This window comes from Actinoplanes sp. CA-051413 (assembly GCF_050955795.1).
GTDB lineage: Bacteria > Actinomycetota > Actinomycetes > Mycobacteriales > Micromonosporaceae > Actinoplanes.
Genome location: NZ_CP192100.1, coordinates 1,929,788 through 1,950,367, shown reverse-complemented (window position 1 = coordinate 1,950,367; position 20,580 = coordinate 1,929,788). Strand labels below are relative to the sequence as shown.

15 protein-coding genes are annotated in these 20,580 nt (G+C 72.0%); 2 read left to right on the top strand and 13 right to left on the bottom strand.

Annotated elements, in window-relative coordinates:
* Positions 1-4: 4 nt before the first annotated feature.
* From ACQP2Y_RS09310 to glnA, 3 genes are all read right to left on the bottom strand, one after another.
* Positions 5-2,251, bottom strand: a complete 2,247-nt coding sequence (locus ACQP2Y_RS09310; RefSeq protein ID WP_433726395.1) for a CHAT domain-containing protein — start codon at positions 2,249-2,251, stop codon at positions 5-7.
* 14 nt (positions 2,252-2,265) lie between these two features.
* Positions 2,266-2,634 carry a hypothetical protein gene (locus ACQP2Y_RS09305; protein WP_433726393.1) on the bottom strand — a complete coding sequence of 123 codons (369 nt, stop codon included), beginning with the start codon at positions 2,632-2,634 and terminating at the stop codon, positions 2,266-2,268.
* Between the two features lie 527 nt (positions 2,635-3,161).
* Positions 3,162-4,586 (bottom strand): type I glutamate--ammonia ligase, encoded by a 1,425-nt coding sequence (glnA, locus tag ACQP2Y_RS09300; RefSeq protein WP_433726391.1) that lies wholly within the window; start codon positions 4,584-4,586, stop codon positions 3,162-3,164.
* 244 nt (positions 4,587-4,830) lie between these two features.
* Between glnA and ACQP2Y_RS09295 the strand changes: the two genes are divergently transcribed.
* Positions 4,831-5,250 carry an RDD family protein gene (locus ACQP2Y_RS09295; protein ID WP_433726389.1) on the top strand — a complete coding sequence of 140 codons (420 nt, stop codon included), beginning with the start codon at positions 4,831-4,833 and terminating at the stop codon, positions 5,248-5,250.
* A 139-nt stretch (positions 5,251-5,389) separates the two neighbouring features.
* Here the strand turns inward: ACQP2Y_RS09295 and ACQP2Y_RS09290 are convergent, their stop codons facing one another.
* Entirely contained in the window at positions 5,390-6,064 is a 675-nt protein-coding gene (locus ACQP2Y_RS09290) for a pentapeptide repeat-containing protein (RefSeq protein WP_433726387.1), read from the bottom strand.
* 56 nt (positions 6,065-6,120) lie between these two features.
* Here ACQP2Y_RS09290 and ACQP2Y_RS09285 point away from each other — a divergent pair, with 56 nt between their 5' ends.
* Positions 6,121-9,204 (top strand): BTAD domain-containing putative transcriptional regulator, encoded by a 3,084-nt coding sequence (locus ACQP2Y_RS09285; protein WP_433726385.1) that lies wholly within the window; start codon positions 6,121-6,123, stop codon positions 9,202-9,204.
* Between the two features lie 9 nt (positions 9,205-9,213).
* Here ACQP2Y_RS09285 and ACQP2Y_RS09280 read toward each other — a convergent pair whose 3' ends face one another.
* The 9 genes from ACQP2Y_RS09280 to ACQP2Y_RS09240 form a co-directional block, all read right to left on the bottom strand.
* Entirely contained in the window at positions 9,214-10,398 is a 1,185-nt protein-coding gene (locus ACQP2Y_RS09280; protein WP_433726383.1) for a glycosyltransferase family 87 protein, read from the bottom strand.
* Entirely contained in the window at positions 10,395-11,756 is a 1,362-nt protein-coding gene (gene mptB / locus ACQP2Y_RS09275; RefSeq protein ID WP_433731852.1) for a polyprenol phosphomannose-dependent alpha 1,6 mannosyltransferase MptB, read from the bottom strand. Before mptB (ACQP2Y_RS09275) ends, ACQP2Y_RS09280 begins: the two co-directional genes overlap by 4 nt.
* Positions 11,757-11,758: 2 nt before the next feature.
* A complete protein-coding gene (gene mptB / locus ACQP2Y_RS09270) occupies positions 11,759-13,177 on the bottom strand; it encodes a polyprenol phosphomannose-dependent alpha 1,6 mannosyltransferase MptB (protein ID WP_433726381.1) in 1,419 nt (472 codons plus the stop codon).
* Between the two features lie 66 nt (positions 13,178-13,243).
* Complete coding sequence (locus ACQP2Y_RS09265) at positions 13,244-14,914, bottom strand: hypothetical protein (protein ID WP_433726379.1); 1,671 nt, start codon at positions 14,912-14,914, stop codon at positions 13,244-13,246.
* On the bottom strand, positions 14,907-17,942 hold the full coding sequence (locus ACQP2Y_RS09260; protein ID WP_433726377.1) for a bifunctional [glutamine synthetase] adenylyltransferase/[glutamine synthetase]-adenylyl-L-tyrosine phosphorylase: 3,036 nt from the start codon (positions 17,940-17,942) through the stop codon (positions 14,907-14,909). Before ACQP2Y_RS09260 ends, ACQP2Y_RS09265 begins: the two co-directional genes overlap by 8 nt.
* Positions 17,943-18,030: 88 nt before the next feature.
* Complete coding sequence (locus tag ACQP2Y_RS09255) at positions 18,031-18,816, bottom strand: type 1 glutamine amidotransferase (protein WP_433726375.1); 786 nt, start codon at positions 18,814-18,816, stop codon at positions 18,031-18,033.
* 57 nt (positions 18,817-18,873) lie between these two features.
* A complete protein-coding gene (locus ACQP2Y_RS09250; RefSeq protein ID WP_433726373.1) occupies positions 18,874-19,272 on the bottom strand; it encodes a VOC family protein in 399 nt (132 codons plus the stop codon).
* A gap of 71 nt (positions 19,273-19,343) precedes the next feature.
* Entirely contained in the window at positions 19,344-19,790 is a 447-nt protein-coding gene (locus ACQP2Y_RS09245) for a GNAT family N-acetyltransferase (RefSeq protein ID WP_433726371.1), read from the bottom strand.
* A gap of 34 nt (positions 19,791-19,824) precedes the next feature.
* Entirely contained in the window at positions 19,825-20,523 is a 699-nt protein-coding gene (locus ACQP2Y_RS09240) for a helix-turn-helix transcriptional regulator (RefSeq protein ID WP_433726369.1), read from the bottom strand.
* Positions 20,524-20,580 lie beyond the last annotated feature (57 nt).

The following is a 20,580-nucleotide window of genomic DNA, read 5'->3' as shown; positions in this document are numbered from 1 at the left end:
GTCATCACAGTGGTGCCGGGTCGCCAGGCCGGTCATTGACCACCCAGATCTGGTAGAGGGAGCGAGCGGCGGCGGCGCACGCCTGCTGGTGGTCGTCGGCGGTGAGCAGGCGCTCGAAGAGTGGTCGTAGAACGTTCGAGACGTAGTAGCGAGGCTCGCCCGTTTCCGGGTCGAGGCCTTCTTCGAGCAGCCCGAGCTGAGCCGCCCGTTCGATGTGCCGGTCCGCGTCGGGGTGGTCGTGGACGGCGTGGACTGTCGCCAGGGGAACGGGCAGTTCGACCACATTGAGCCGGGCAAGCATTGTCTGCAGCTCGATCGGCTGGGTGCCGAGTAGTTTCTCGGCGAAGATGCTCTCCCGGAACTCGGCAGCCTTGTCTTCGATCGCCGCGATGAGAGCGGGGACGTCCAGGCCGGTGTCGGCGATGATCTTGTCGAGCCAGTCGAGCAGGCGGGGGTTGCCGCTGGCCGCTGCGATCGCCCGGGCCTTCACGGTGGTGTCGACCGGTGATTGGGGGCGCAGGTTCGGCAGGTTCGCGATCTTCTTGGTCTGTTCGACCTTGGTGAAGGTTTCCAGGGGTACGAGTTGCATCGTGGTCCCAGCCGGCTGCGGGAAACGGTACCGGCTGGTGATGATCACCCGGCTGAGGCTGTTCGTGTCGTCGATCGCCTTCAGCAGAGCCGCAAGGATCGGGGCCATCTCCCCGGAGAGCACGTGGCCGCCGTCGCGTTCGTCGAGGTTGCCGTCCTCGAAGTCGTCGAACACGAACAGGCACGAGATTCGGCCGAGCGGCCCGCGGAACAGGTACTTGAGCCGCTCGGTGAGATCCACGTCGTCTCGGGCCAGCACCGCCGCGGCATCGTCGCGGTCGGCCATGGTCTCGAACGCCACCATCGAGGTCAATTCCCGGAACTTCGTGATGTCGACCCGTCCGAACCAGACCACCCGCTGGTGGGTAGGCATCCGCTCCAGCAGCCGGGAGGCGAGGGTGCTCTTGCCCAATCCGCCCATGCCCTGCAGCACCAGCGCTTGGGCCGACCCGGGTGATCCGAGGGGCTGTTTCAGGATGCGCAGGCAACGCTGGATGAGCCGGCGCCGTCCAACGAAGTCGGCCCGTGACGCCACCCGGGAAAGGTGGGTCTGCTGGTCGAGGAACTCGTCGGCGGCGTGGCGGACCCGAATTCGTTCCCGCCCCGAAGTGTTCAGCGGTGTCACCACGGGGGTGAGCGGTGACGCGTCGGCGTACACGCGTAGCAGATGCCAGCTGCTGTTCTGTACGGCGAAGAGCTGATGCCGGGCCAGAACCACGGAAAGGTCCAGAGGTTTGCCCCCGGCGAGGAACTGATAGAGGTGTGCCGCGAACACAGACGCTGACACGTCCCCGACCGGGAGCGCCCACCCCAGGACCATGGGTGCGCCCGCGCTGACCAGGCTTTCACTCATCGACGGGAACGTTCCCTCGCCCGGCGCGCCGGCGGTGAGGCAGCCCGACACGAACACCAGCCGCGGCCACTGACCGAACATGGCTTGGGCGATGTCGTCAGCCGACGCCAGGACCCGCCCGCCGAGTTCGTTCTCCACCAGGAACCTTGGTTGACCATCGATGGTGGCGTGCCCGCTCAGATGCAGAACGTCGAAGTAGCCGGCGCCGTACGATTCCGCGGTGAACCGCAGACCCTCCAGCGTCCCGCTCTCCTCGACCACGAGCTCCGTACCCGTGTTGGCCGTCGCCGACAAGATCCTGGCTTCCTCGGCCTCGTAGTTGAGGACCGGCTCCGTTCCTTCTGGCGAGGTCGCCATGAACAGCACGCGCAACGGACGGTTATGAACCGTGACGCTGTCGCCCAGTGTCGCGACGCGGCTCGACGCCCGAATCGGCAGCAAAGGTCTTTGCCGACTGGCCGCGAGATAGGCGCCGTCGCGAGCGAGCAGCTCCCACGGGAGATGCCGCAGCCGCTCCTCAGCCGTGAGGATACGCAAAGCCACACCGCGCGGATCCTCGGAGACATTACTCAGCCACCGCTCGTCGCCGTCCAGAAACCGGTACAGCCGCTCACCAAGATCGCGTAAGAGGGCTGAACCAAAAACGCGCCGGGCCGGTGACCCCTCGGAATAGTGCTGCGCGACGGCCGCGACGAGCGCCTCGACGGCGGCCTGGTCCAACCCACGTTTCTCCACCTTGCCGTCACGGGTGAAGCGGAGCTCCGAACGGTCAGTTGTCTGCTTGAAGATCTCCAGGTCGTATCGCTCCACGAAGCGGCCTCGCCCTACTCGCCGCGGCCGGTCAGCTCCGGTTGCACCCGACGGCCAAGAGCTGTCTCCAGCGTCTTTTGATCCACTCCCGACAGCTCGATCCGGGTGCCGTCGTCCAAGTGGATCGTGACCTTGGCATCGGTGGTCTCGCTTGCGCGCCACCAATCCCAGATCACCTTGGCCGTGCTGACCCCGCTGAATACCAGGCCGATGATCGCAACAACTACCTCGGCGGACCGCTCAACCTCGACCGCACCCACCGTGTCACCGCGCTCCGCAGCTTTCTCCAAGACGCCATGGAGATCCCCGGCCAGCCGCTCGGCGTCCGCCCCAGCAACCTCGATCGATGCACTCGCCACGCTATCCCCCACGATCGTCGACAACGGAAGTCCATCGTGGCCGATAGCACCGCCACATAGATACAGAGTAGGTACCAGCATTCGACGCCCGTCAACTCACTCGATCGTGCGTCGGACACTCGACAACAACATCAAGCCGCCCGGTGCAATTACCCTCGACCATCCGTTCAGATGCGTCATCACGGCGCAGGGTATCGCTGAGTCTGCCGATACCGAGGTCACTTCACATCGATCCGGCACGGTGGGCATCCGGCTGAGCAACCTCACCTGATCATGCAAGACCTAGAAGCCCGTAGCGACACGGCGATGGAGACGGTGCCCGGTGTCGGGTGTCGGGTGTCCGATCTCGAGCAGGACTCCCGTGGCTTCAAGGAGTTGCGTTCACGAGTGGCCGGACATGCTGGAGCGCACCCGCGCGCGGTCGACGGCGGCTCTTGGAAAGCCAGAAGCGGCGGTCACGCCGGCTGTGAGCCGGGCATGACCGCCGCTTCGCGAGTTGTCGCCGCACCTCCGGCAGGAGCCGGAACCACAGGTCGAACGGCTGGAACAGGTCAGACGTTGTAGTACATCTCGAACTCGTGCGGGGTCGGGCGCAGACGGACCGGGTCGATCTCGTTCACGCGCTTGTAGTCGATCCACGTCGAGATCAGGTCGTCGGTGAAGACGCCGCCCGCCGTCAGGAACTCGTGGTCGTTCTCCAGGGACTGCAGGACTGCGTCCAGGGAGCCGGGGACCTGCTTGACGCTGCCCCACTCCTCCGGGGGCAGGTCGTACAGGTCCTTGTCGATCGGGGCCGGGGGCTCGATCTTGTTCTTGATGCCATCGAGACCGGCCATCATCTGGGCCGAGAACGACAGGTACGGGTTCGAGGACGGGTCCGGCACGCGGAACTCGACGCGCTTGGCCTTCGGGTTGCTGCCCGTCACCGGGATGCGGGTGCAGGCCGAGCGGTTGCGCTGCGAGTAGACCAGGTTGACCGGCGCCTCGTAACCCGGCACCAGGCGGCGGTACGAGTTGACCGTCGGGTTGGTGAACGCGAGCAGCGACGGCGCGTGGTGCAGCAGACCACCGATGTACCAGCGGGCCGTGTCCGACAGACCCGCGTAGCCGGTCTCGTCGTAGAACAGCGGCTCGCCGCCCAGCCACAGGGACTGGTGGGTGTGCATGCCCGAGCCGTTGTCACCGAAGAGCGGCTTCGGCATGAACGTCGCCGTCTTGCCGTGCTCCCAGGCGGTGTTCTTGATGATGTACTTGAACATCTGCATCTGGTCGCCGGCGTGCAGCAGCGTCGAGAACTTGTAGTTGATCTCGGCCTGGCCCGCGGTGCCGACCTCGTGGTGCGAGCGCTCGACGGTGAAGCCGACGTCGATCAGCCGGCGCACCATGGAGTCGCGCAGGTCGGAGTAGTGGTCGATCGGCGAGACCGGGAAGTAGCCGCCCTTGTACGCGGTCTTGTAACCGCGGTTGCCGCCCTCCTCGTCCTTGCCGGAGTTCCAGGCGCCCTCGATCGAGTCGATGTAGTAGAACGCCTGGTTGGCGGCGGTCTCGTGACGGATCGAGTCGAAGATGTAGAACTCGGCCTCGGCGCCGAAGTACGCGGTGTCGGCGATGCCGCTGGAGGCCAGGTAGGTCTCGGCCTTCTTCGCCACGTTGCGCGGGTCACGCGAGTAGGCCTCCCGCGTGAACGGGTCGTGGATGAAGAAGTTCAGGGCCAGCGTCTTCTGGATGCGGAACGGGTCGACGAACGCCGTCGTCACGTCCGGCAGCAGCATCATGTCGGACTCGTGGATGGCCTGGAACCCGCGGATCGAGGATCCGTCGAAGGCGAGGCCGTCGGTCACGACACTGTCGTCGAACGATTCCACCGGCATGTTGAAGTGCTGCATCACGCCGGGAAGGTCACAGAACCGTACGTCGACGAACTTGACGTCCTCGTCTTTGAGGTATCGCAGGAGTTCCTCGGGATTGGCGAACACACGTCCTCCTGGCACATGATTTTCGAACCGGGGCGGCGTGAGCCGCCACGAGGCTAGGCTGTCGCGACGCTATGGCCCCGTAGTTGCCCAGGCGTATCCCTATTGTTTCCGCCGTGTTACGGAGCCTGAGACCTGGGTTACCCGAGGGCTTACAGAGCCGAGATCATCGACGACCCTACCGCCGGGGATGGGCCGCCGGGGGCGGAAATGCCGCAACGGTACGCCCGCGACTACGCTCGTCCCCGTGGCGACAAGCGCGAACGGATCACCCACCCCGCCCGAGAAGGCGGCGGCTCTCGACCTGTCGACGCTGCAGCCCGCCAAGTTCGGCCGCCGCCTCGCCGCGCTGCTCATCGACTGGGCGTTGTGCCTGGTCATCGCCAGTTTCTACGCCGATCCGCGGGTCGTGGCCTGGCCGCCCGTGGTCGTGCTGATCCTGTTCAACGCGCTGTTCATCGGCCTGTTCGGACAGACCCTGGGGATGTCGCTGGCCCGGATCCGCGCGGTGTCCGTGGCCGACGGCGGCGCCATCGGCATCCTGCGCGGCCTGCTGCGCGGCGTCCTGCTGGCCCTGCTGATCCCGGCGATCATCATGGACGCCCAGCGCCGCGGCCTGCACGACCGCGCCGCCGGCTCCATCGTCGTAGCCCTACCCAAGAGGTAGCGGAACGGCCCGAAGTCGCGGAACGGCCCAAGGCCGCGGACCCGCCCAAGGCCGCGGACCCGCCCAAGGCCGCGGACCCGCCCAAGGCCGCGGGGACCGCCTGAGGGAACGAAAACGGCCGAGAGGCCGCGGAGACGGGTCAGTCCGAAGGGTCGACCTTGATGCCGAGACCGCCGGCCAGGGTGTAGCTCAGCGCCGGCAGGTCGTCCGGGTGCACGACCGCGCCCCGCCAGCTCGCGATCCCGGCGATGCCGTCCAGCTCGCAGCGCCGGAACCGGGCGCCGTCCATGGTGGCGTGGTGGAACTGGGCGCCCGTCAGGTCGCATCCGGTGAACCGGGCGCCCCGCAGGTCGGCGTTGGTGAAGTCGGCCCCGGTCAGGTTGCAGCCGGTGAAGCGCACGCTGTCGAAGCCGGTGAAGCGCCAGCCCGACAGATCCAGCCGGCACTGGTCGAAGGTCACGTCGCCGAGCTTGCCGTTCGTCACGGAGAAGCCGGTCATCCGCGACTCGTCGAAGGTCACCCGCCGTACCGCCCCGCCGTCGGCGCGCACGTTGGCCCAGTTCGCGACCTGCACCACGCAGTCGGTCATGGTGAGCTGGGCCAGCACCGAGGAGGACAGGTCCGCCCCGCGGAACCGGCACTGGGCGAACTCCACCGACTCCGCCTCCCGCCCGGACAGGTCGTGACCGTCGAACGCGACGGCGCGGAAAGTGGTCTCCGGCTCGAGCTCCTGCTGGGGCACTTCGAGGGCGGCGGGCACGGCCGGCTTGCGGGGTGCGGTCTGACGGACCGGGCTGCGGCGGGCGACTGGCATCCGGCAACCCTAGGCTTGCCGGAACCGGGTCGCGGACGGGGAGCAGAATCAACAGCGTGGACATCGCGCTGCTCGGCCCCGTCGAGCTTCGGGCCGACACCGGTACGGCGGTGCCGGTCGCGGGCGCGCGTCTGCGTACCCTCCTCATCCTGCTCGCCCTCGACGCCGGCCGCGCCGTCTCAACCGACCGGCTCGTCGACGGGGTGTGGGGTGCCGATCCGCCCGGCAGCGCCGCCGGCGCGCTGCAGGCGCTGATCTCCCGGCTGCGCCGCGCCGCCCCCGGGCTCGCGATCGCCGTCACGCCGTCCGGCTACCGCCTGGACCTGGACCGGGACTGCGTCGACGCGCACCGCTTCACGCGGCTGGTCGCGCAGGGCCGGCCGGAGGAGGCGCTGGCGTTGTGGCGGGGCCCGACCGAGTTCCCCGACGTGGCGCGCGCTGAGGCCGTACGCCTGGATGAGCTCCGCCTGACCGCCCGGCTGCAGCGGGCCGAGGCCCGGTTGCGGACCGGCGGCGACGCCGATCTGGTCGGCGAGCTGGAGTCGCTGGCCGCCGAGCACCCGCTGCACGAGCCGCTGGCCGGCCTGCTGATGCGCGCGTTGATCGCGGCCGGTCATCCCGGTCGCGCCCTGACGGTCTTCGAGCGGATCCGCGCCGAGCTGGCCGAGGCCCTGGGTGCCGACCCGTCGGCCGAGCTCGCCGCGCTGCACGTGGAGACGCTGCGCGGGCAGCACCGTCAGGCCCGGGGCAACCTGCCGGCCGAGGTGAGCAGCTTCGTCGGCCGGGAGGCGGACCTGCGGGCCGTCCGTGACCTGGTGGCCGCGCACCGGCTGGTCACCCTGATCGGCCCCGGCGGCAGCGGCAAGACGCGGCTGTCCGTGGAGGCCGGGCAGACGCTCACCGCCGGGCATCCGGACGGGGTGTGGCGGGTCGAGCTGGCGCCACTCACCGACCCCGCCGAGGTGCCGCAGGCCATCCTGACCGCATTGCAGCTGCGCAGCCAGTTCGTGATCAGCCTGGCCGGCAGTCACCCGGCGAGCGAGCCGGTGCCGCCGCTGACCCGGCTGACGGACGCCCTCGCCGGTAAGGAACTGCTGCTCATCCTCGACAACTGCGAGCATCTCATCGCCGCCGCGGCCGAGGTCGCCGACGCGGTGCTGCGGTGTGCGCCAGGGCTGCGGCTGGTCGCCACGAGCCGCGAGCCGCTGGGCATTCCGGGCGAGCAGCTGTGGCCGGTCGAGCCCCTCGCGCTGCCGCCGACGGATGTGCAGGCGGCGGACTATCCGGCCGTACGGCTGCTGCTGGACCGGGCGGTCGCGGCCCGGCCGGGCTTCGCGCTCGAGCCCGGGACCATCGGTCCGGTGGTCCGGATCTGCCGCGCGCTGGACGGCATGCCGCTGGCCATCGAGCTGGCCGCCGCCCGGCTGCGCACGCTGCCGGTCGACGTGCTGGCGGCCCGGCTGACCGACCGGTTCCGGCTGCTCACCAACGGCAGCCGCACCGCGCTGCCCCGGCACCAGACGCTGCGGGCGGTCGTGGACTGGAGCTGGGACCTGCTCGACGACGACGAGCGGGCGCTGTGGCGGCGCTTCGCCTACTTCCACGGCGGGGCCGACGTGACCGCGGTCGAGCAGGTCTGCGGCGCGGACATCGATCTGCTCGGCGCGCTGGTCGACAAGTCGCTGCTGGTGCTGTCCGGGGACCGCTACCGGATGCTGGAGACCATCCGCGAGTACGGCCTGGAACGCCTGGCCGAGGCCGGTGAGACCGAGCAGCTGCGCGTCGCGCACGCCCGCTACCTGCTGGCCCTGGCCGGCAGGGCCGAGCCGGAGCTGCGCCGGCGGGACCAGCTCAGCTGGCTGCACCGGCTCAGCGTCGAGCACGACAACCTGCACGCGGCGGTCCGGGCCGCGATCGAGGCCGGCGACGCCCGGACCGCGACGGCGCTGACCGCCCGGCTGGGCTGGTACTGGTGGCTGCGCGGGCACCGGGCCGAAGGCTGCGGGCTGGCCCGCGACGTGCTGACGCTGACCGGCGAGACGGACCCGGAGGACCGGGCGCTGGCGTACGCGTACTCGGCGCTCAACGGGCTGGAGGGCGCCGCGCCGATGGACGAGGTCAAGGGGTGGTTCCAGGCCGCCGGACGGGAAGGCGCCGGCCCCGACGCCGCGCATCCCGTGCTGCGGCTGCTGGGGCCACTGGCGTCGATCTTCGAGTCGGGCGGGCAGCTGGGTGCCTTCGCGCAGGTCGAGCCGCTGTTCACCGACACCGATCCGTGGCTGCGGGCCATCGCCCGGATGATCGTCGCGCAGCTGCGGCTCAACTTCGGGCAGCGACCCGGCGTCGCCCGGGAGGAGCTGCGCGAGGCCCTCGACGGGTTCCGGGCGATCGGCGAACGCTGGGGAGTCGGCTTCACGCTGAGCGCGCTCGGCGACATGGCCGCGGCCCAGGGCGAGTTCCAGGACGCGGTGACCTGGCAGCGGGAGGCCCTCGCGCTGGTCCGGGAGGTCGGCATCCGCGAGGACCTGCCGCAGCTGGAGATGAAGCTGGCCCACCAGCTCTGGCTGGCCGGCGACCGCACCGAGGCACGCCGGATGCTCAAACAGGCCCGGGAGTCGGCCGAGGAGGTCGGGCTGTCCGAGGTGCTGGCGTCGGTCGAGTACGGCTACGCCACGATCGCCCGCGAGGAGGGCTCCCTGGAGGAGGCCCGAGAGCGGATGGCCCGGGCCGCGCGCCTCATCGACAACTCCGCCCACATGACGCAGTTCCGCGCGATGACCCGCTCGACGCAGGCGCTGATCGAGGGCGCCGCCGGGAACCTGGCCGCCGCGCACGACCTGCACCGGGGCGCGGTGGAGATGGCGGTGGACTCCCTGGACGCGCCGGTGATGGCCCAGGTCCTGGTCGGGGTGGCCGACTACGCCGTACGGATCGGGGAACCGGCCCGGGCCGCGATGCTGCTCGGCGCGGCCGACGCGGTCCGGGGCGCACCGGACCGGTCGATGCCGGACACCGACCGGATCACGGTGCTGACCCGCGCCGCCCTGGGGGACGCGGGTTACGAGCGGGCCTACGACTCGGGCACCTCGATCACCATGGCAACTGCCATCGAGGCGACCGGCCTGCGCCCGGCCACCTGATCCGGGTCGTCAGGTGACCGCCGGTGCAGCGATCCGCTGCTCGTCGGGCGCTTCGACGCGCGACGACGCGCGCAGCGGCATCCAGATCAGCAGGGCCAGGCTGAACCAGACGTAGAGGTTGCTGCCGATGATCGCGAGCGGCGGCCGCGGCCCGTTCTCCCAGGCCCAGGTGAGCCGGGACGTCAGCACGACGTACGCGGCCCCGCCCAGCCACAGTGCGCGCCGGTCGCGGCCCGCGGACAGGCCGGTGTCGACGCAGCGGACGATCGCCGGCAGCAGCCACACGCAGTGGTGCACCCAGGTCACCGGGCTGATCAGGCAGCCCAGCAGACCGGTCAGGGCCAGCCCGCCCAGGTAGTCCCCCGCGCGGGCGGCAGCGCGGACCCGCCACACCCAGAACGCCAGCGTGGCCAGCACGCAGACCAGCCAGACCTGAGCCTCCACGCTGTCCAGCGGCAGCCGGGCCAGCAGGCCGCGCAGCGACTGGTTGGACAGGTACTCGAGGTTGCCGACCCGGTTGGTGTCCCATAGCGCGGCGGTCCAGAACTCGCGGGACTCGTCCGGGAAGAGGCCCGCGGCGATCAGGGTCGCGGCGGTGGCCGCGGCGATGGCCGTACCGGCTGCCCGCCAGCGCCCGGTGACCAGCAGATAGAGGATGAAGACGCCGGGGGTCAGCTTGATCGCGGTGGCCAGCCCGATGCCGACGCCGCCCCACTTGCGCCCTCTGGCCACCCCGAAGAGCACGTCCCCGGCCACGAGCGCCAGCAGCACGGTGTTGACCTGGCCGAAGCCGAACGTCTCGCGGACCGGCTCGAAGCACAACGCGAGTGCGACCGCGACGCTGCCGGCCAGCCACAGCGGCCGGCGGGAGCGCCGGATGATCGGCCCGGCCAGCCACCAGGTCACCAGCGCGGTGCTGGCCACCGTCGCCGCGCCCGCGATCACCAGGATCAGCCAGAACGGCAGGTACGCCATCGGCAGCATGGCGAGGCCGGCGAACGGCGGATAGGTGAAGCCGTACGGGGTGCCGTCCTCGAGCCAGTCGTAGACCATGCCGTCGTCGCGGAACCAGTACCGCACGGCGCCCGAGTAGACCCGCGAGTCGAAGAAGAAGTGCAGCTCGGCGGCCCACCACAGCACGCCGGCGGAGACGAGGGCCGCGAGGGCGGCGATGGTCCAGGCCCGGCGCGTCACGCGGACACTCTACGGTGGCGCAGCTCGCGGACCTGCCGTACGGCCAGCCCGAGCAGCACAGCAGTGACGGCCAGCGCACCGGGCACGCGGGTGAACAGCGCCCAGTTGTAGCCGGCCGGCAGGGTCAGGGTGGCCGCGAGCGCGCACAGGCCCAGCACCCAGCGCCGTTCCGCCGTGGTGGCCGCCAGCACGGCGAGGGGCCAGATCGCGTACCAGGGGTGGAAGACGGGCGCGCAGAGCACCGTCAAGCCCAGCGCCCAGCCGGCGCCCGGGAGCGCTTCGCCGTCGCGGGCCCGCCACCACAGCACGGGAAGCAGGACCACCAGCAGCAGCACACCGAGGATCCGGGTCACTCCCACGGCGTCCACGCCGGTGACGGCCTGCACAGTCAGTCCGACGGCGGTCGAGGGTGAGGTCCACGCCACGGTGTCGCCGCTGCGGAGCAGGCCCGCGATCCAGCCCAGACCGCGCCCGGAGACCAGGGACACCAGGCCCACGGCGCCGACGGCACCGGCGGCGATCAGGGCGGCGGGGCGCCACAGGGTTCGTACCGGTGCGGACGGGGGCACCGCCGCGAGGACGGCGAACGGCAGCACGACAACCGCGGTCGCCTTGACCGCCACGGCCAGGCCCAGCGCCACCCCGGCCGCGACCAGCAGCGACGGCGACGGCCGGGCGGCGACCAGGGCCAGCCCGACCACCAGCAGGCCCACCATCAGCGCATCGTTGTGGGCGCCGGACACCAGGTGGATCAGCACGAGCGGGCAGGCCAGCACCGTCCACACCGCGCGGGCCGGGTCGATGCCCGCGCGCCGGGCCAGCACCGGCAACCCGGCCGCGACCAGGCCCAGACCGGCCAGGGCGATGACCCGCAACCCGGCGATCACCCCGGAAAGCGAGTCGCCCAGCGCCACGGCCCAACCTGCCACAAGCAGGAAGAGCGGACCGTACGGCGCCGGCGAGGTGCGCCAGGTCGTCGACACGGAACCCAGCCACGGGCAGCCGAAATCCTGCACGCCACCGGCATACGGATCGCCGCCCGAGTGCTGGACAAAACCCTGGCAGGCGTACGAGTAGATGTCCTCACTGCCCAGCGGCAGCATCGGCAGCACCGGCAGGATCCACAGCCCCGCGGTGACCAGCGCCCACCGCGTCGACGGCACCCGGTGCCGCCCGAACCACCACGCGCACAGCAACGCCGCCAGGCCGAGCACCCAGCACAACGGCAGCAGCACACCCTCGCGCCCGGCGAGCATCGTGCCCGGCGTGACCGTGGTGCCCCGCGCGAACGGTGAACCGCCGAGGTAGGCGGCCGCCGCGACCAGCACGCTCCCGGCCAGCCCGCCCCACCGGATCAGCCTCACGCCGCGGTCACCAGTTCCCTCCCGCGCAGCCAGGTCACGCTGCGGTACGCGACCCAGCCGATCAGGACGATCATCGCGAACGACATCGGCACGCCCAGCGGCCGGAACACCCCGGTGCCCTCGGGCAGGATCGTGGCCATCGCGAAGACGACCGTCCCGGCCAGCCACCGGGCCCGCGCGGTGCCGACCGCGAACAGCGCCAGCGGCCAGATCAGATACCAGGGCTGGGTGATCGGCGCGAAGAAGATCACGGCCAGCAGCGCCAGCCCGGCCCCGACCAGCGGGTCACGGTCCCGGGAGCGCCAGAGGATCACCAGCAGGGACACCCCGAGCAGGACCAATGCGACCGCGCGGACAGCGGGCACGACCTCGAGATCGGCGCCGAACCAGCGGCCGGCCGCCTCGACGGCGAGACCGATGGCGGTCGGCGGCGACGACCAGTTCACCGACTCCCCCGCGCCGGACAACGCGGTCAGCCAGCCCAGACCCAGCCCGGAGGCGAACGAGCCGGCCACCAGCACGACGAGCGCGGACGCCATGACCGCTCCCCCGCGCTTGATCAGCCCGCCCCAGCCCGCGGCCCGCAGACCACCGACGGCGAACAGCGCGGCGAACGGCAGCACGACCCCGATGGTGATCTTGATGGAGATGGCCAGGCCGAGCAGCGCCCCGCCGACCAGCAGGGTGGTCCAGCTCTTCACCGGCGCCGCCAGCACCGCGAACCCGGCGACCATGAACGCCACCGTGAGCGCGTCGTTGTGGCCGCCGCCGACCAGATGCACCGGCACCAGCGGGCAGCAGAGCACCAGCCACAGCGCCCGGTCCACAGGAGCGCCCACCCGTCGCGCCAGCACGGGCAGGCAGCCCGCGATCGCGACGACGCCCAGCACCGCGAGGACCCGGAAGGAGATCAGGGCGGCCAGCTGCGACCCGAACGCCGCGGCCAGTCCGGCCAGGACGAGGAAGACCGGACCGTACGGGGTGGGCGTGTCGCGCCAGACCACCGAGACGGAGTCCAGCCAGGGACATGGCTGGGCCGACACCCCGACCAGGTACGGGTTGAAGCCGGCGTGCACGAGGGCGCCCTGGCAGGCGTTCGCGTACATGTCCCGGCTGGCCAGCGGCGGCACAATGAGTAGCGGGACGGACCAGAGCGCGGCGGTCACCAGGATCCACCGGGGAGTGAGCTGGAGGCGGCGGCCGTACCACCAGGCGACGCAGAGCGCGGCCAGGCCCGCGAGCCACAGCAGCAGGATGAGGGCGCCGGCCGGCTCGCGCAGCACGCTGACCACGTTGACGTTGCGACGGATGAACGGGGCGGCGCCGTAGAGGAACGCGTCCACGGCACAGCACACAGCACCGAAGAAGCCCAGCCAGCGCAGGAACGCGGGGCGGGCCAGCAGCCCTTGGATCATGACAACGGCCTCGTGCGGACCCCTCGTGACCGTGGCATGCGCGTCAGCGTACCCATCGGCCTGCGCTCAGCACGCCGGTCCGGGCCGCAGTGAGCTGGTGAGCCGGAACTCACCCGGGGTGGTGACGCGCAGCTCCGTCCAGCCGTCGGGGCCGGACGCCAGGCACGCGCCCGGTTGCTGCACGCTCAGCCAGCGCGACCAGTGCACGCGGACCAGCACGTCGGCGCGCGCGGGGACGCGCACGGTGACGCCGCCTCGGTCACTACGCGCGAGCTCGGCCGGCGCCGACACCAATGGCGTCGCGTCGGTGACCTCGTACAGGCGCCAGGTGTCGTTCTGCCACACCGGTCGCAGCTCCGGCAATCCGTTGAGGACCAGGGCGGACTCGGTGCGCGCGTACCGGTCGGGCACCGCGCCGGGGGCGATGGCGACGTAGGTGACGGCGTTGGCGCGCAGCCAGGCGACGTAGTCCTGCGGGGACATGACGTCGCGGTAGAAGAGAGCGTTGCGGTCCGTGTCGACCTGGCGTTCCCAGCCGCGGGCCAGTGGGACCTGCGCGGCGGCGTACACGGACTCCCAGTGGTCCCGCAGCGGGACCACCTCGACGCGGCCCGGTTCCCGCCGGGCCAGCTCGTCGACCAGCGGCTGATGGAACGCGGGGCGCGACTCGGGCGACCCCGCGCGGCCCAGGTCGCCGGTGACCACGAACGGCTGCCACCAGAAGACGGCGACGAGCAGCAGGGCCAGCCGGACCCGCCCGAAGGCGACGAGGGCGCCGAGCACGGGGATCGTGAAGAGCATGGGCAGGCGCAGCGCGTTGGACCCGATCGGGCTGGGCAGATAGAACGCCCCGAGCAGCAGCACGACGGTCAGCGCGGCACCGATCCGCACGGCGAGCCAGCGCGGCGGAACAACGACGGCGACCAGTACGGCGAGTGCGACGTGGATCTTCATGGACTCGGCGGTGAAGGGCTGGCGGCCGCCGTTGCCGAAGAGCAGGGCCATGGGGGCGAGGGCCAGCACCGGGCCCAGGCAGAGGGCCAGCGCTTGCGGCCAGTGGGGGTCCGGGCGCCATGACCGGAGGCCGGACCGGACCGGGCCGGTGAGCAGTAGGGCGGCGCCCGCCAGCCCGGCGAAGAGGCCGGCGACGGGGCTCGCCCAGGTCGCGAGAGCGCCCAGCACGAAGACGGCGACGATCCGCCACCGCCGTCCCGGTCCGGCCGGCTCTTTCTCCTCGCCCTTGGCCGCCTCAACGGCGTCCGCTGGTCCCGCGCCCGGCTCGGCCGGGGACGGTGGGGCGTCGGCTGCTGCGCACAGGGCAGCCACCGCGAGAGCCAGGCCTACCGCAAACGTGACCCGGCCGCTGGCCAGGTTTGCGGCGAAGACCAGCGCCCCGACCAGCGCACCCACCACCGGCCGCCGCACCCCGGTGCGCCACAGCAGCCACCCGAACAGGACCGACGCGACCACCGCCGCCAGTGCCCCGAGCACCCGCATCCCGATCAGCGATCCCAGCGGCGCCGTCAGCAGGCTGTAGCCGAACTGGCCGACCCCGCCGTACCAGCCGAAGTCGACCGGCGCCCAGCCGTGACCGGCGAAGAAGTCCGCGCGGGCCTGCTGCGCCGCCAGGTCGGTGCCCATCCGGGGCGCCAGCAGGAACGCGCCGGCCAGCACCACAGCGGCGCCGAGCGTCGGCGCCAGCACTCGCAGGAGGCCGCGCCGTTGCTCCTCATGCATCGAGGACGCGCTCCATCGCCGCCCGTGAGCGGCGGGTGATGCGCAGATACCGGTCCACGAACTCGCCCGGGTCGCCGCCGCCGAGCAGCAGCACCACCCCGGCCAGTTCCACGCCGTGGCGCGGGAGCTGATCGGTCGGGCGGCCGCGGACCAGGGTGAGCGCGTTGCGGACCTGGGCGGCCAGGGTCCAGCCCGCGGTCATCGCCGCCGCGTCGACCTTGTCGATCAGCTTGCCCCGCAGTTCCGCGGACAACGCCTCCAGCGTGCGGGTCATGCGCAGCGCCGGGAGCGCGTACCCGTGGCGCAGCTGCAGCAGCTGCACCGCCCATTCGACGTCGGCGAGGCCGCCGCGGCCGAGTTTGGTGTGGGTGTTCGGGTCCGCGCCGCGGGGCAGCCGCTCGGTCTCCACCCGCGCCTTGATCCGGCGGATCTCGATCACCTGCTCGCGGGTCAGGCCGCCGCTGGGATAGCGCATCCCGTCGGCGAGCTGCTCGAACTCGCGGCCCAGCTCCGCGTCGCCGGCCACGAACCGGGCCCGCAGCAACGCCTGCGACTCCCACACCTTCGACCAGCGGGCGTAGTACTGCGCGTAGGCGTTGAGGCTGCGCACCAGCGGGCCTTGGCGGCCCTCCGGGCGCAGGTCGGCATCGACACCGAGCGGCGGGTCGGGCGCCGGGGCGCCGAGGGTACGGCGCATCTCCTCCGCGATGGCGTGCGCCGACGCGCTGGCCTGGCCGTCGGACATGCCCTCCGGTGGGGCGTAGACGAACAGCACGTCGGCGTCGGAGGGGTAGCTCAGCTCGTACCCGCCGAGCCGGCCCATGCCGATCACCGCGAACCGCAGTCCCTCCGGTCCGGGATGCACCCGCCGGGCAGCGTGCAGCGCCGCACCCAGCGTGGCGTCCGCGACGTCGGAGAGGGCAATGCCGATCGCGTGCACGTCCAGCGGGTGCGCCGGGGCCAGCTCGCCGGCCCGGCTGAGGATGTCTGCGCAGGCCAGCCGGAACAGCTCCCGGCGGCGCAGCGCCCGCACGGCGGTGATGGCCTTGGTCGCGTCGGTGGCCCCCGCATCCAGGTGCCGGTCGGCGGCGGCGATGAAGCCGTCGCGCAGCACGTCGCGGGGTCGCGGCTGGAGTTCGGCGTCGTCGGCCAGCAGGCGCAACGCCTCCGGGTCGCGGGTGAGCAGGTCGGTGGCGTACCGGGACAGGCTCAGCACCCGGGCCAGCCGGCGTGCGACCGGGCCGCCGTCGCGCAGCAGGCGCAGATACCAGGGGGTGGTGCCCAGCTTCTCCGACACGTGCCGGTAGTTGAGCAGGCCGCGGTCGGGCTCGGGTGAGTCCGCGAAGTCCTGCAGCAACATCGGTAGCAGCGTGCGTTGGATCGCCGCCGTACGGCTGACCCCGCCGGTCAGCGACTGCAGGTGGCGCAGCGCCCCGGCCGGGTCGGCGAAGCCGAGGATCTCCAGGCGGCGGCCGGCCGACTCGGGGGTCATCCGCAGCGCCTCGGCCGGCACCCGGGCGACCGCCTCCAGCAGCGGCTGGTAGAGCAGCTTGGCGTGCAGTCGCCGGACGTGCGCGGCGTGCGCGACCCAGTCGGAGCGGAACGCCTCGACCGCGTCGCGCCCGGCCACCGCCTTGTAGCCCAGCGCGGCGGCGAGCCAGCGCAGCGCCTTCGGATCGTCCGGCACGGTGTGCGTACGCCGCAGGTTCTGCAGCTGCAGCCGGTGCTCGACGCTGCGCAGGAAGCGGTAACCGCGCAGCAGCGTCTCGCCGTCCTCGCGGCCCACGTAGCCGCCCGCCACCAGGGCGCGCAGCGCGGGCAGGGTGCCGGGCTCGCGCAGGCTCTCGTCGATCCGGCCGTGCACGAGCTGGAGCAGCTGCACCGCGAACTCGATGTCGCGCAGGCCACCGGGACCGCGCTTGATCTCGCGCTCGACCTCCCGGGCCGGCACGTTGTCGATGATCTTGCGGCGCATGTCCCGGACGTCCTCGACCGCCTCGGGGCGCTCGGCGGCGTGCCAGACCAGCGGGGCCAGGTCGTCGATCCACTCGGCCGCCAGGTCCAGGTCACCGGCGGCCGGACGGGCCTTGAGCAGCGCCTGGAACTCCCAGGTGCGGGCCCAGCGGCGGTAGTACGCCTGGTGGCTGGCCAGGGTGCGGACCAGCGGACCGCGGTTGCCCTCCGGGCGCAGCGCGGCGTCGACCGGCCAGGCCACCTGCCCGCACACCTCGATGAGCCGGGCCGCGACGGCGGTGCCCGCGCTGAGGTCCTCGTCGCCGGCCGCCACGAAGATGACGTCCACGTCGGACACGTAGTTCAGCTCGTAGCCGCCGCACTTGCCCATCGCGACGACCGCCAGCCTCGGATGAGCGGTGCTCGCGGGCAGACCGGCGAGTGCGATCGCGTACGCCGCCGCCAGGGTCTCGTCGGCCAGCCGGGACAGCGCCGCCATGGTCGGCTCGAGGCCCCGGCCGCCGGTCAGGTCGGCCGCGACGATCCGCAGCAGGGCCACCCGGTACGCCGTACGCAGGAGCGGGACGGTCGGCGGCCCCTCCCCCGTCGAGTCGCCGAACTCCAGGTGCCCCTCGGCGTTCGGCGGCAGGCCGGTCTTGCCGGTGGCGAGCACTCGCCACTGATCGGGGTTCGCAACCAGGTGATCACCGAGCGCGGAGGAGGCGCCGAGCACCGCGACCAGCCGGCGTCGCAGCCCGGCGTCGGTGTAGATGGCGTGCAGCACGGCGTCGGCCGCCGGGCTGTCGGAGATCTCCTCGCCGGGCCCGGTCACCGGGCCGCCGCTGCCGCGCTGGGCCGCCCGGGCCACCGCGTCGACCATCCGGTGCAGCTGGCGCAGGGCGAGGTTGGGGTCGGCGGCCCGGGACAGGGCGTGGATGAGCTCACCCGCGTCGCCGTCGACCGGGGCCTGCGCCTCGGCGTCCCACAGCCGCAGACCGCCGGGGCCGAGCAGGTCGGCGGCGCGGGTGCCGTTGTCGGCGAAGCCGTACCGGGCCAGCCGGCTGGGCCTGGTCATGCGGCGCCCTCCTTCGGCATGCCCTGGCCCTCGCATGCGATGCCGTCGTTCGCCGCAGCCTGGTGCCGCTCGGTGCAGGCGGTCATGCCTACTGCCCCAGCAGCGGGAGGGTGCGGATGGTCCCGGGATTGGGGATGTCGGCATCAGGGAGGGTGCCGAGGGCCAGCGCCGCGAAGCGGGCCGCGAACGGCTGCCAGACCTCCTCGACGTCCGGCAGGATCTCGGCGGTGGCCGCCACGACCGCCTCGGCGTCGTAACCGAGCTCGTCGAGCGCAGCCACGTCCGTCCGGGTCCAGTCGGCGATCATCTCGGCGTCGCACTCGATGTGGAACTGCAGGCCCCACGCCCGGTCACCGAGCCGGAACGCCTGGTGCGGATACCGCGAGGAGGCGGCCAGCAGCACGGCGCCGATGGGCAGCTCGGTGATCTCGTCGCTGTGCCACTGCACCACGTCGGGCAGCAGCGGCACGTACTTGAACAGCGGGTCGCCGTCCGCCGCGTCGCGCCGGCCGACCAGGCCGGGCCCGATCTCCGGGCCGGAGGTGCTGCGCTCGACCAGGCCGCCGTGCGCCGTCGCGAGCAACTGCCCGCCGAGGCAGACCCCCAGCGTGGGCACGTGGTAGCGGACCGCCTTGCGCAGCAGCCCCTCCACCGCGGGGAACCAGGACGCGCCCGGATCACCCGCGGCGTTCGGATAGGCGCTCTGGTCGCCGCCGAGCACGATCAGGGCCACGTGCTCGTCCAGCGTCTCGGGCAGCGGGTCGCCCGCGTGCGGGCGCACGACGGTCAGCTCCAGGCCGGCCTCGGTGAGCCACTCACCCAGCCTGCGGAGATCGTCGGACGGATCGTTCTCGATTACCAGCGCTGTACCCACGCTCCGAGGCTATCGGGTGGGACCGACACCGGACCCCGGCCCACCCGTTCCCGTCGTTCAGCCGTCGTTCAGCCTTCGTGGCTCGCCCGGGGGCGTGAAGACCCCGAAGTGGTTGCCGGACGGGTCCAGCAGGTGCGCGAAGGTCAGCCCGCCCGGCGCGGTCACCGGCTCGAGGAGCACCTTGCCCCCGGCGGCCTCGGCCTGCCGGCAGGTCGCGGCGGTGTCGGCGACCAGCACGGTGAACACCGCGTAGTTCGGGACCTTCCCGCCGGTGGCGTAGAGGCCGCCGCGGACGCTCTCGGCGGCGGGCGTCGTGATGATCCGGTACGCCGTCCCGTCGGCCGCCGTCGAGTCGTCGTCATCACCGAAGGTCCAGCCCAGCACCTCGCCGTAGAACCGTTCCACCTCGGCGGGCCGGTCGGTGCCGATCTCGAACCATCCGATGCCGTTGTTCATGGTCATCTTCTTCTCTCCTCAGGTCGTTGTGACGACCTTCGCGGAGCCCGGCGACAACCCCCTGTCGGTGTTTACGATCTCGTCCAGCGGGCCACGATCTCGTCGTCCTCCAGCTCGCCGGTCTCGACGAAGCCCAGCGAGGCGTAGAGCGCCCGGGCGGCCTTGTTGTCCGGGGAGTAGCTGAGGGCGACGTTCGGGCAGTCCGGGTCGGCGGCCAGCCGCTCCAGCAGCGCGCCGATCATGGCCCGGCCGATCCCGGTGCGCTGGCGCGCGGCGTCCACCACCACGCCGCCGATCCACCGGCTGCGGTCGTCGTCGATCCCCCACATGCAGAAGCCGACGACCTCCCCGTCGCGCACGGCCGCGAGCGGTTGCCAGGTGTCGCCGTAGTTGCACACGCAGAGGTAGTGGGTGACAGCGTTGACGAACTCGTGCTGATCGGGATGCACGGTGAGGGCGGCACACGACCGCCAGTTGGCGGCGGTCACGGCTTCGAGGGTGAGATCCACGCCCGGCATCCTCGCGGACCGCGGGCGGGCGGGTCGACCGGTTTCAGCCCAGAGTCAGCTGCGTCACCACGTGGTGGGGGATGTCCAGCTCACCGGGGGCCAGCCGGCGCGGCGGGACGGCCTCGGCGGTCACGGTCACGGTGCTGATCCGATCGGTACGGAACGCGCGTACGGCGGCGCGCATCCGGCACCAGGCCACCAGGTACCAGTGGGTGGGGCTGCCCACGTACCCCAGGGGCTCGATCTCCCGGACGGTGGCGGCGCCGGCGCGGTCGCCGTACCCGATGCGCAGCACGCGCCGCGCGGAGAGTGCGTCGGCGACGAGCCGGGGCATCGGGGCAGCCTGCCCGTCGCGGCCGACCAGATGGACCCGCCCGGCCAGCTCCCGTGCCGCGCAGGCGTCGTCCTCCCGCATCGCGGCGACCAGCTTGTGCAGGGCAGTACGCGCGGCGGACCGGAACGGCGTGCCGCCCAGACTCTGCAGGGCCAGCGCCATGGCGACGGCCTCGGCGGGAGTGAGATTGACCGGCGGCAGGGTGCGGGTGCGGTCGAGGCAGTAGCCGCCGGTGCGCCCGGGCTCGGCATAGATCGGCACGCCGGTCTGCTGCAACGCGGAGATGTCGCGCTCGATGGTGCGCGCGGAGACCTCGAACCGCAGCGCGAGCCAGCGTGCACTGCGGGGCCGGGGCGCGACAGCCCGCAACTCCTCGACGAGTCCGTAGAGCCGGTCGGTACGGTTCACGCCGGCGACGCTAGTGCCGGGGTACGACAGAATCCCGCCCCGGCCCCTAGGCTGCGG

Excerpts from the sequence above, each read along its gene's own strand:
- ACQP2Y_RS09290 (WP_433726387.1), bottom strand. The coding sequence starts at position 6,064 with ATGCCAGTCGCCCGCCGCAGCCCGGTCCGTCAGACCGCACCCCGCAAG.
- mptB (WP_433726381.1), bottom strand. The coding sequence starts at position 13,177 with ATGATCCAAGGGCTGCTGGCCCGCCCCGCGTTCCTGCGCTGGCTGGGC.
- ACQP2Y_RS09265 (WP_433726379.1), bottom strand. The coding sequence starts at position 14,914 with ATGCATGAGGAGCAACGGCGCGGCCTCCTGCGAGTGCTGGCGCCGACG.
- ACQP2Y_RS09260 (WP_433726377.1), bottom strand. The coding sequence starts at position 17,942 with ATGACCAGGCCCAGCCGGCTGGCCCGGTACGGCTTCGCCGACAACGGC.
- ACQP2Y_RS09250 (WP_433726373.1), bottom strand. The coding sequence starts at position 19,272 with ATGAACAACGGCATCGGATGGTTCGAGATCGGCACCGACCGGCCCGCC.
- ACQP2Y_RS09245 (WP_433726371.1), bottom strand. The coding sequence starts at position 19,790 with ATGCCGGGCGTGGATCTCACCCTCGAAGCCGTGACCGCCGCCAACTGG.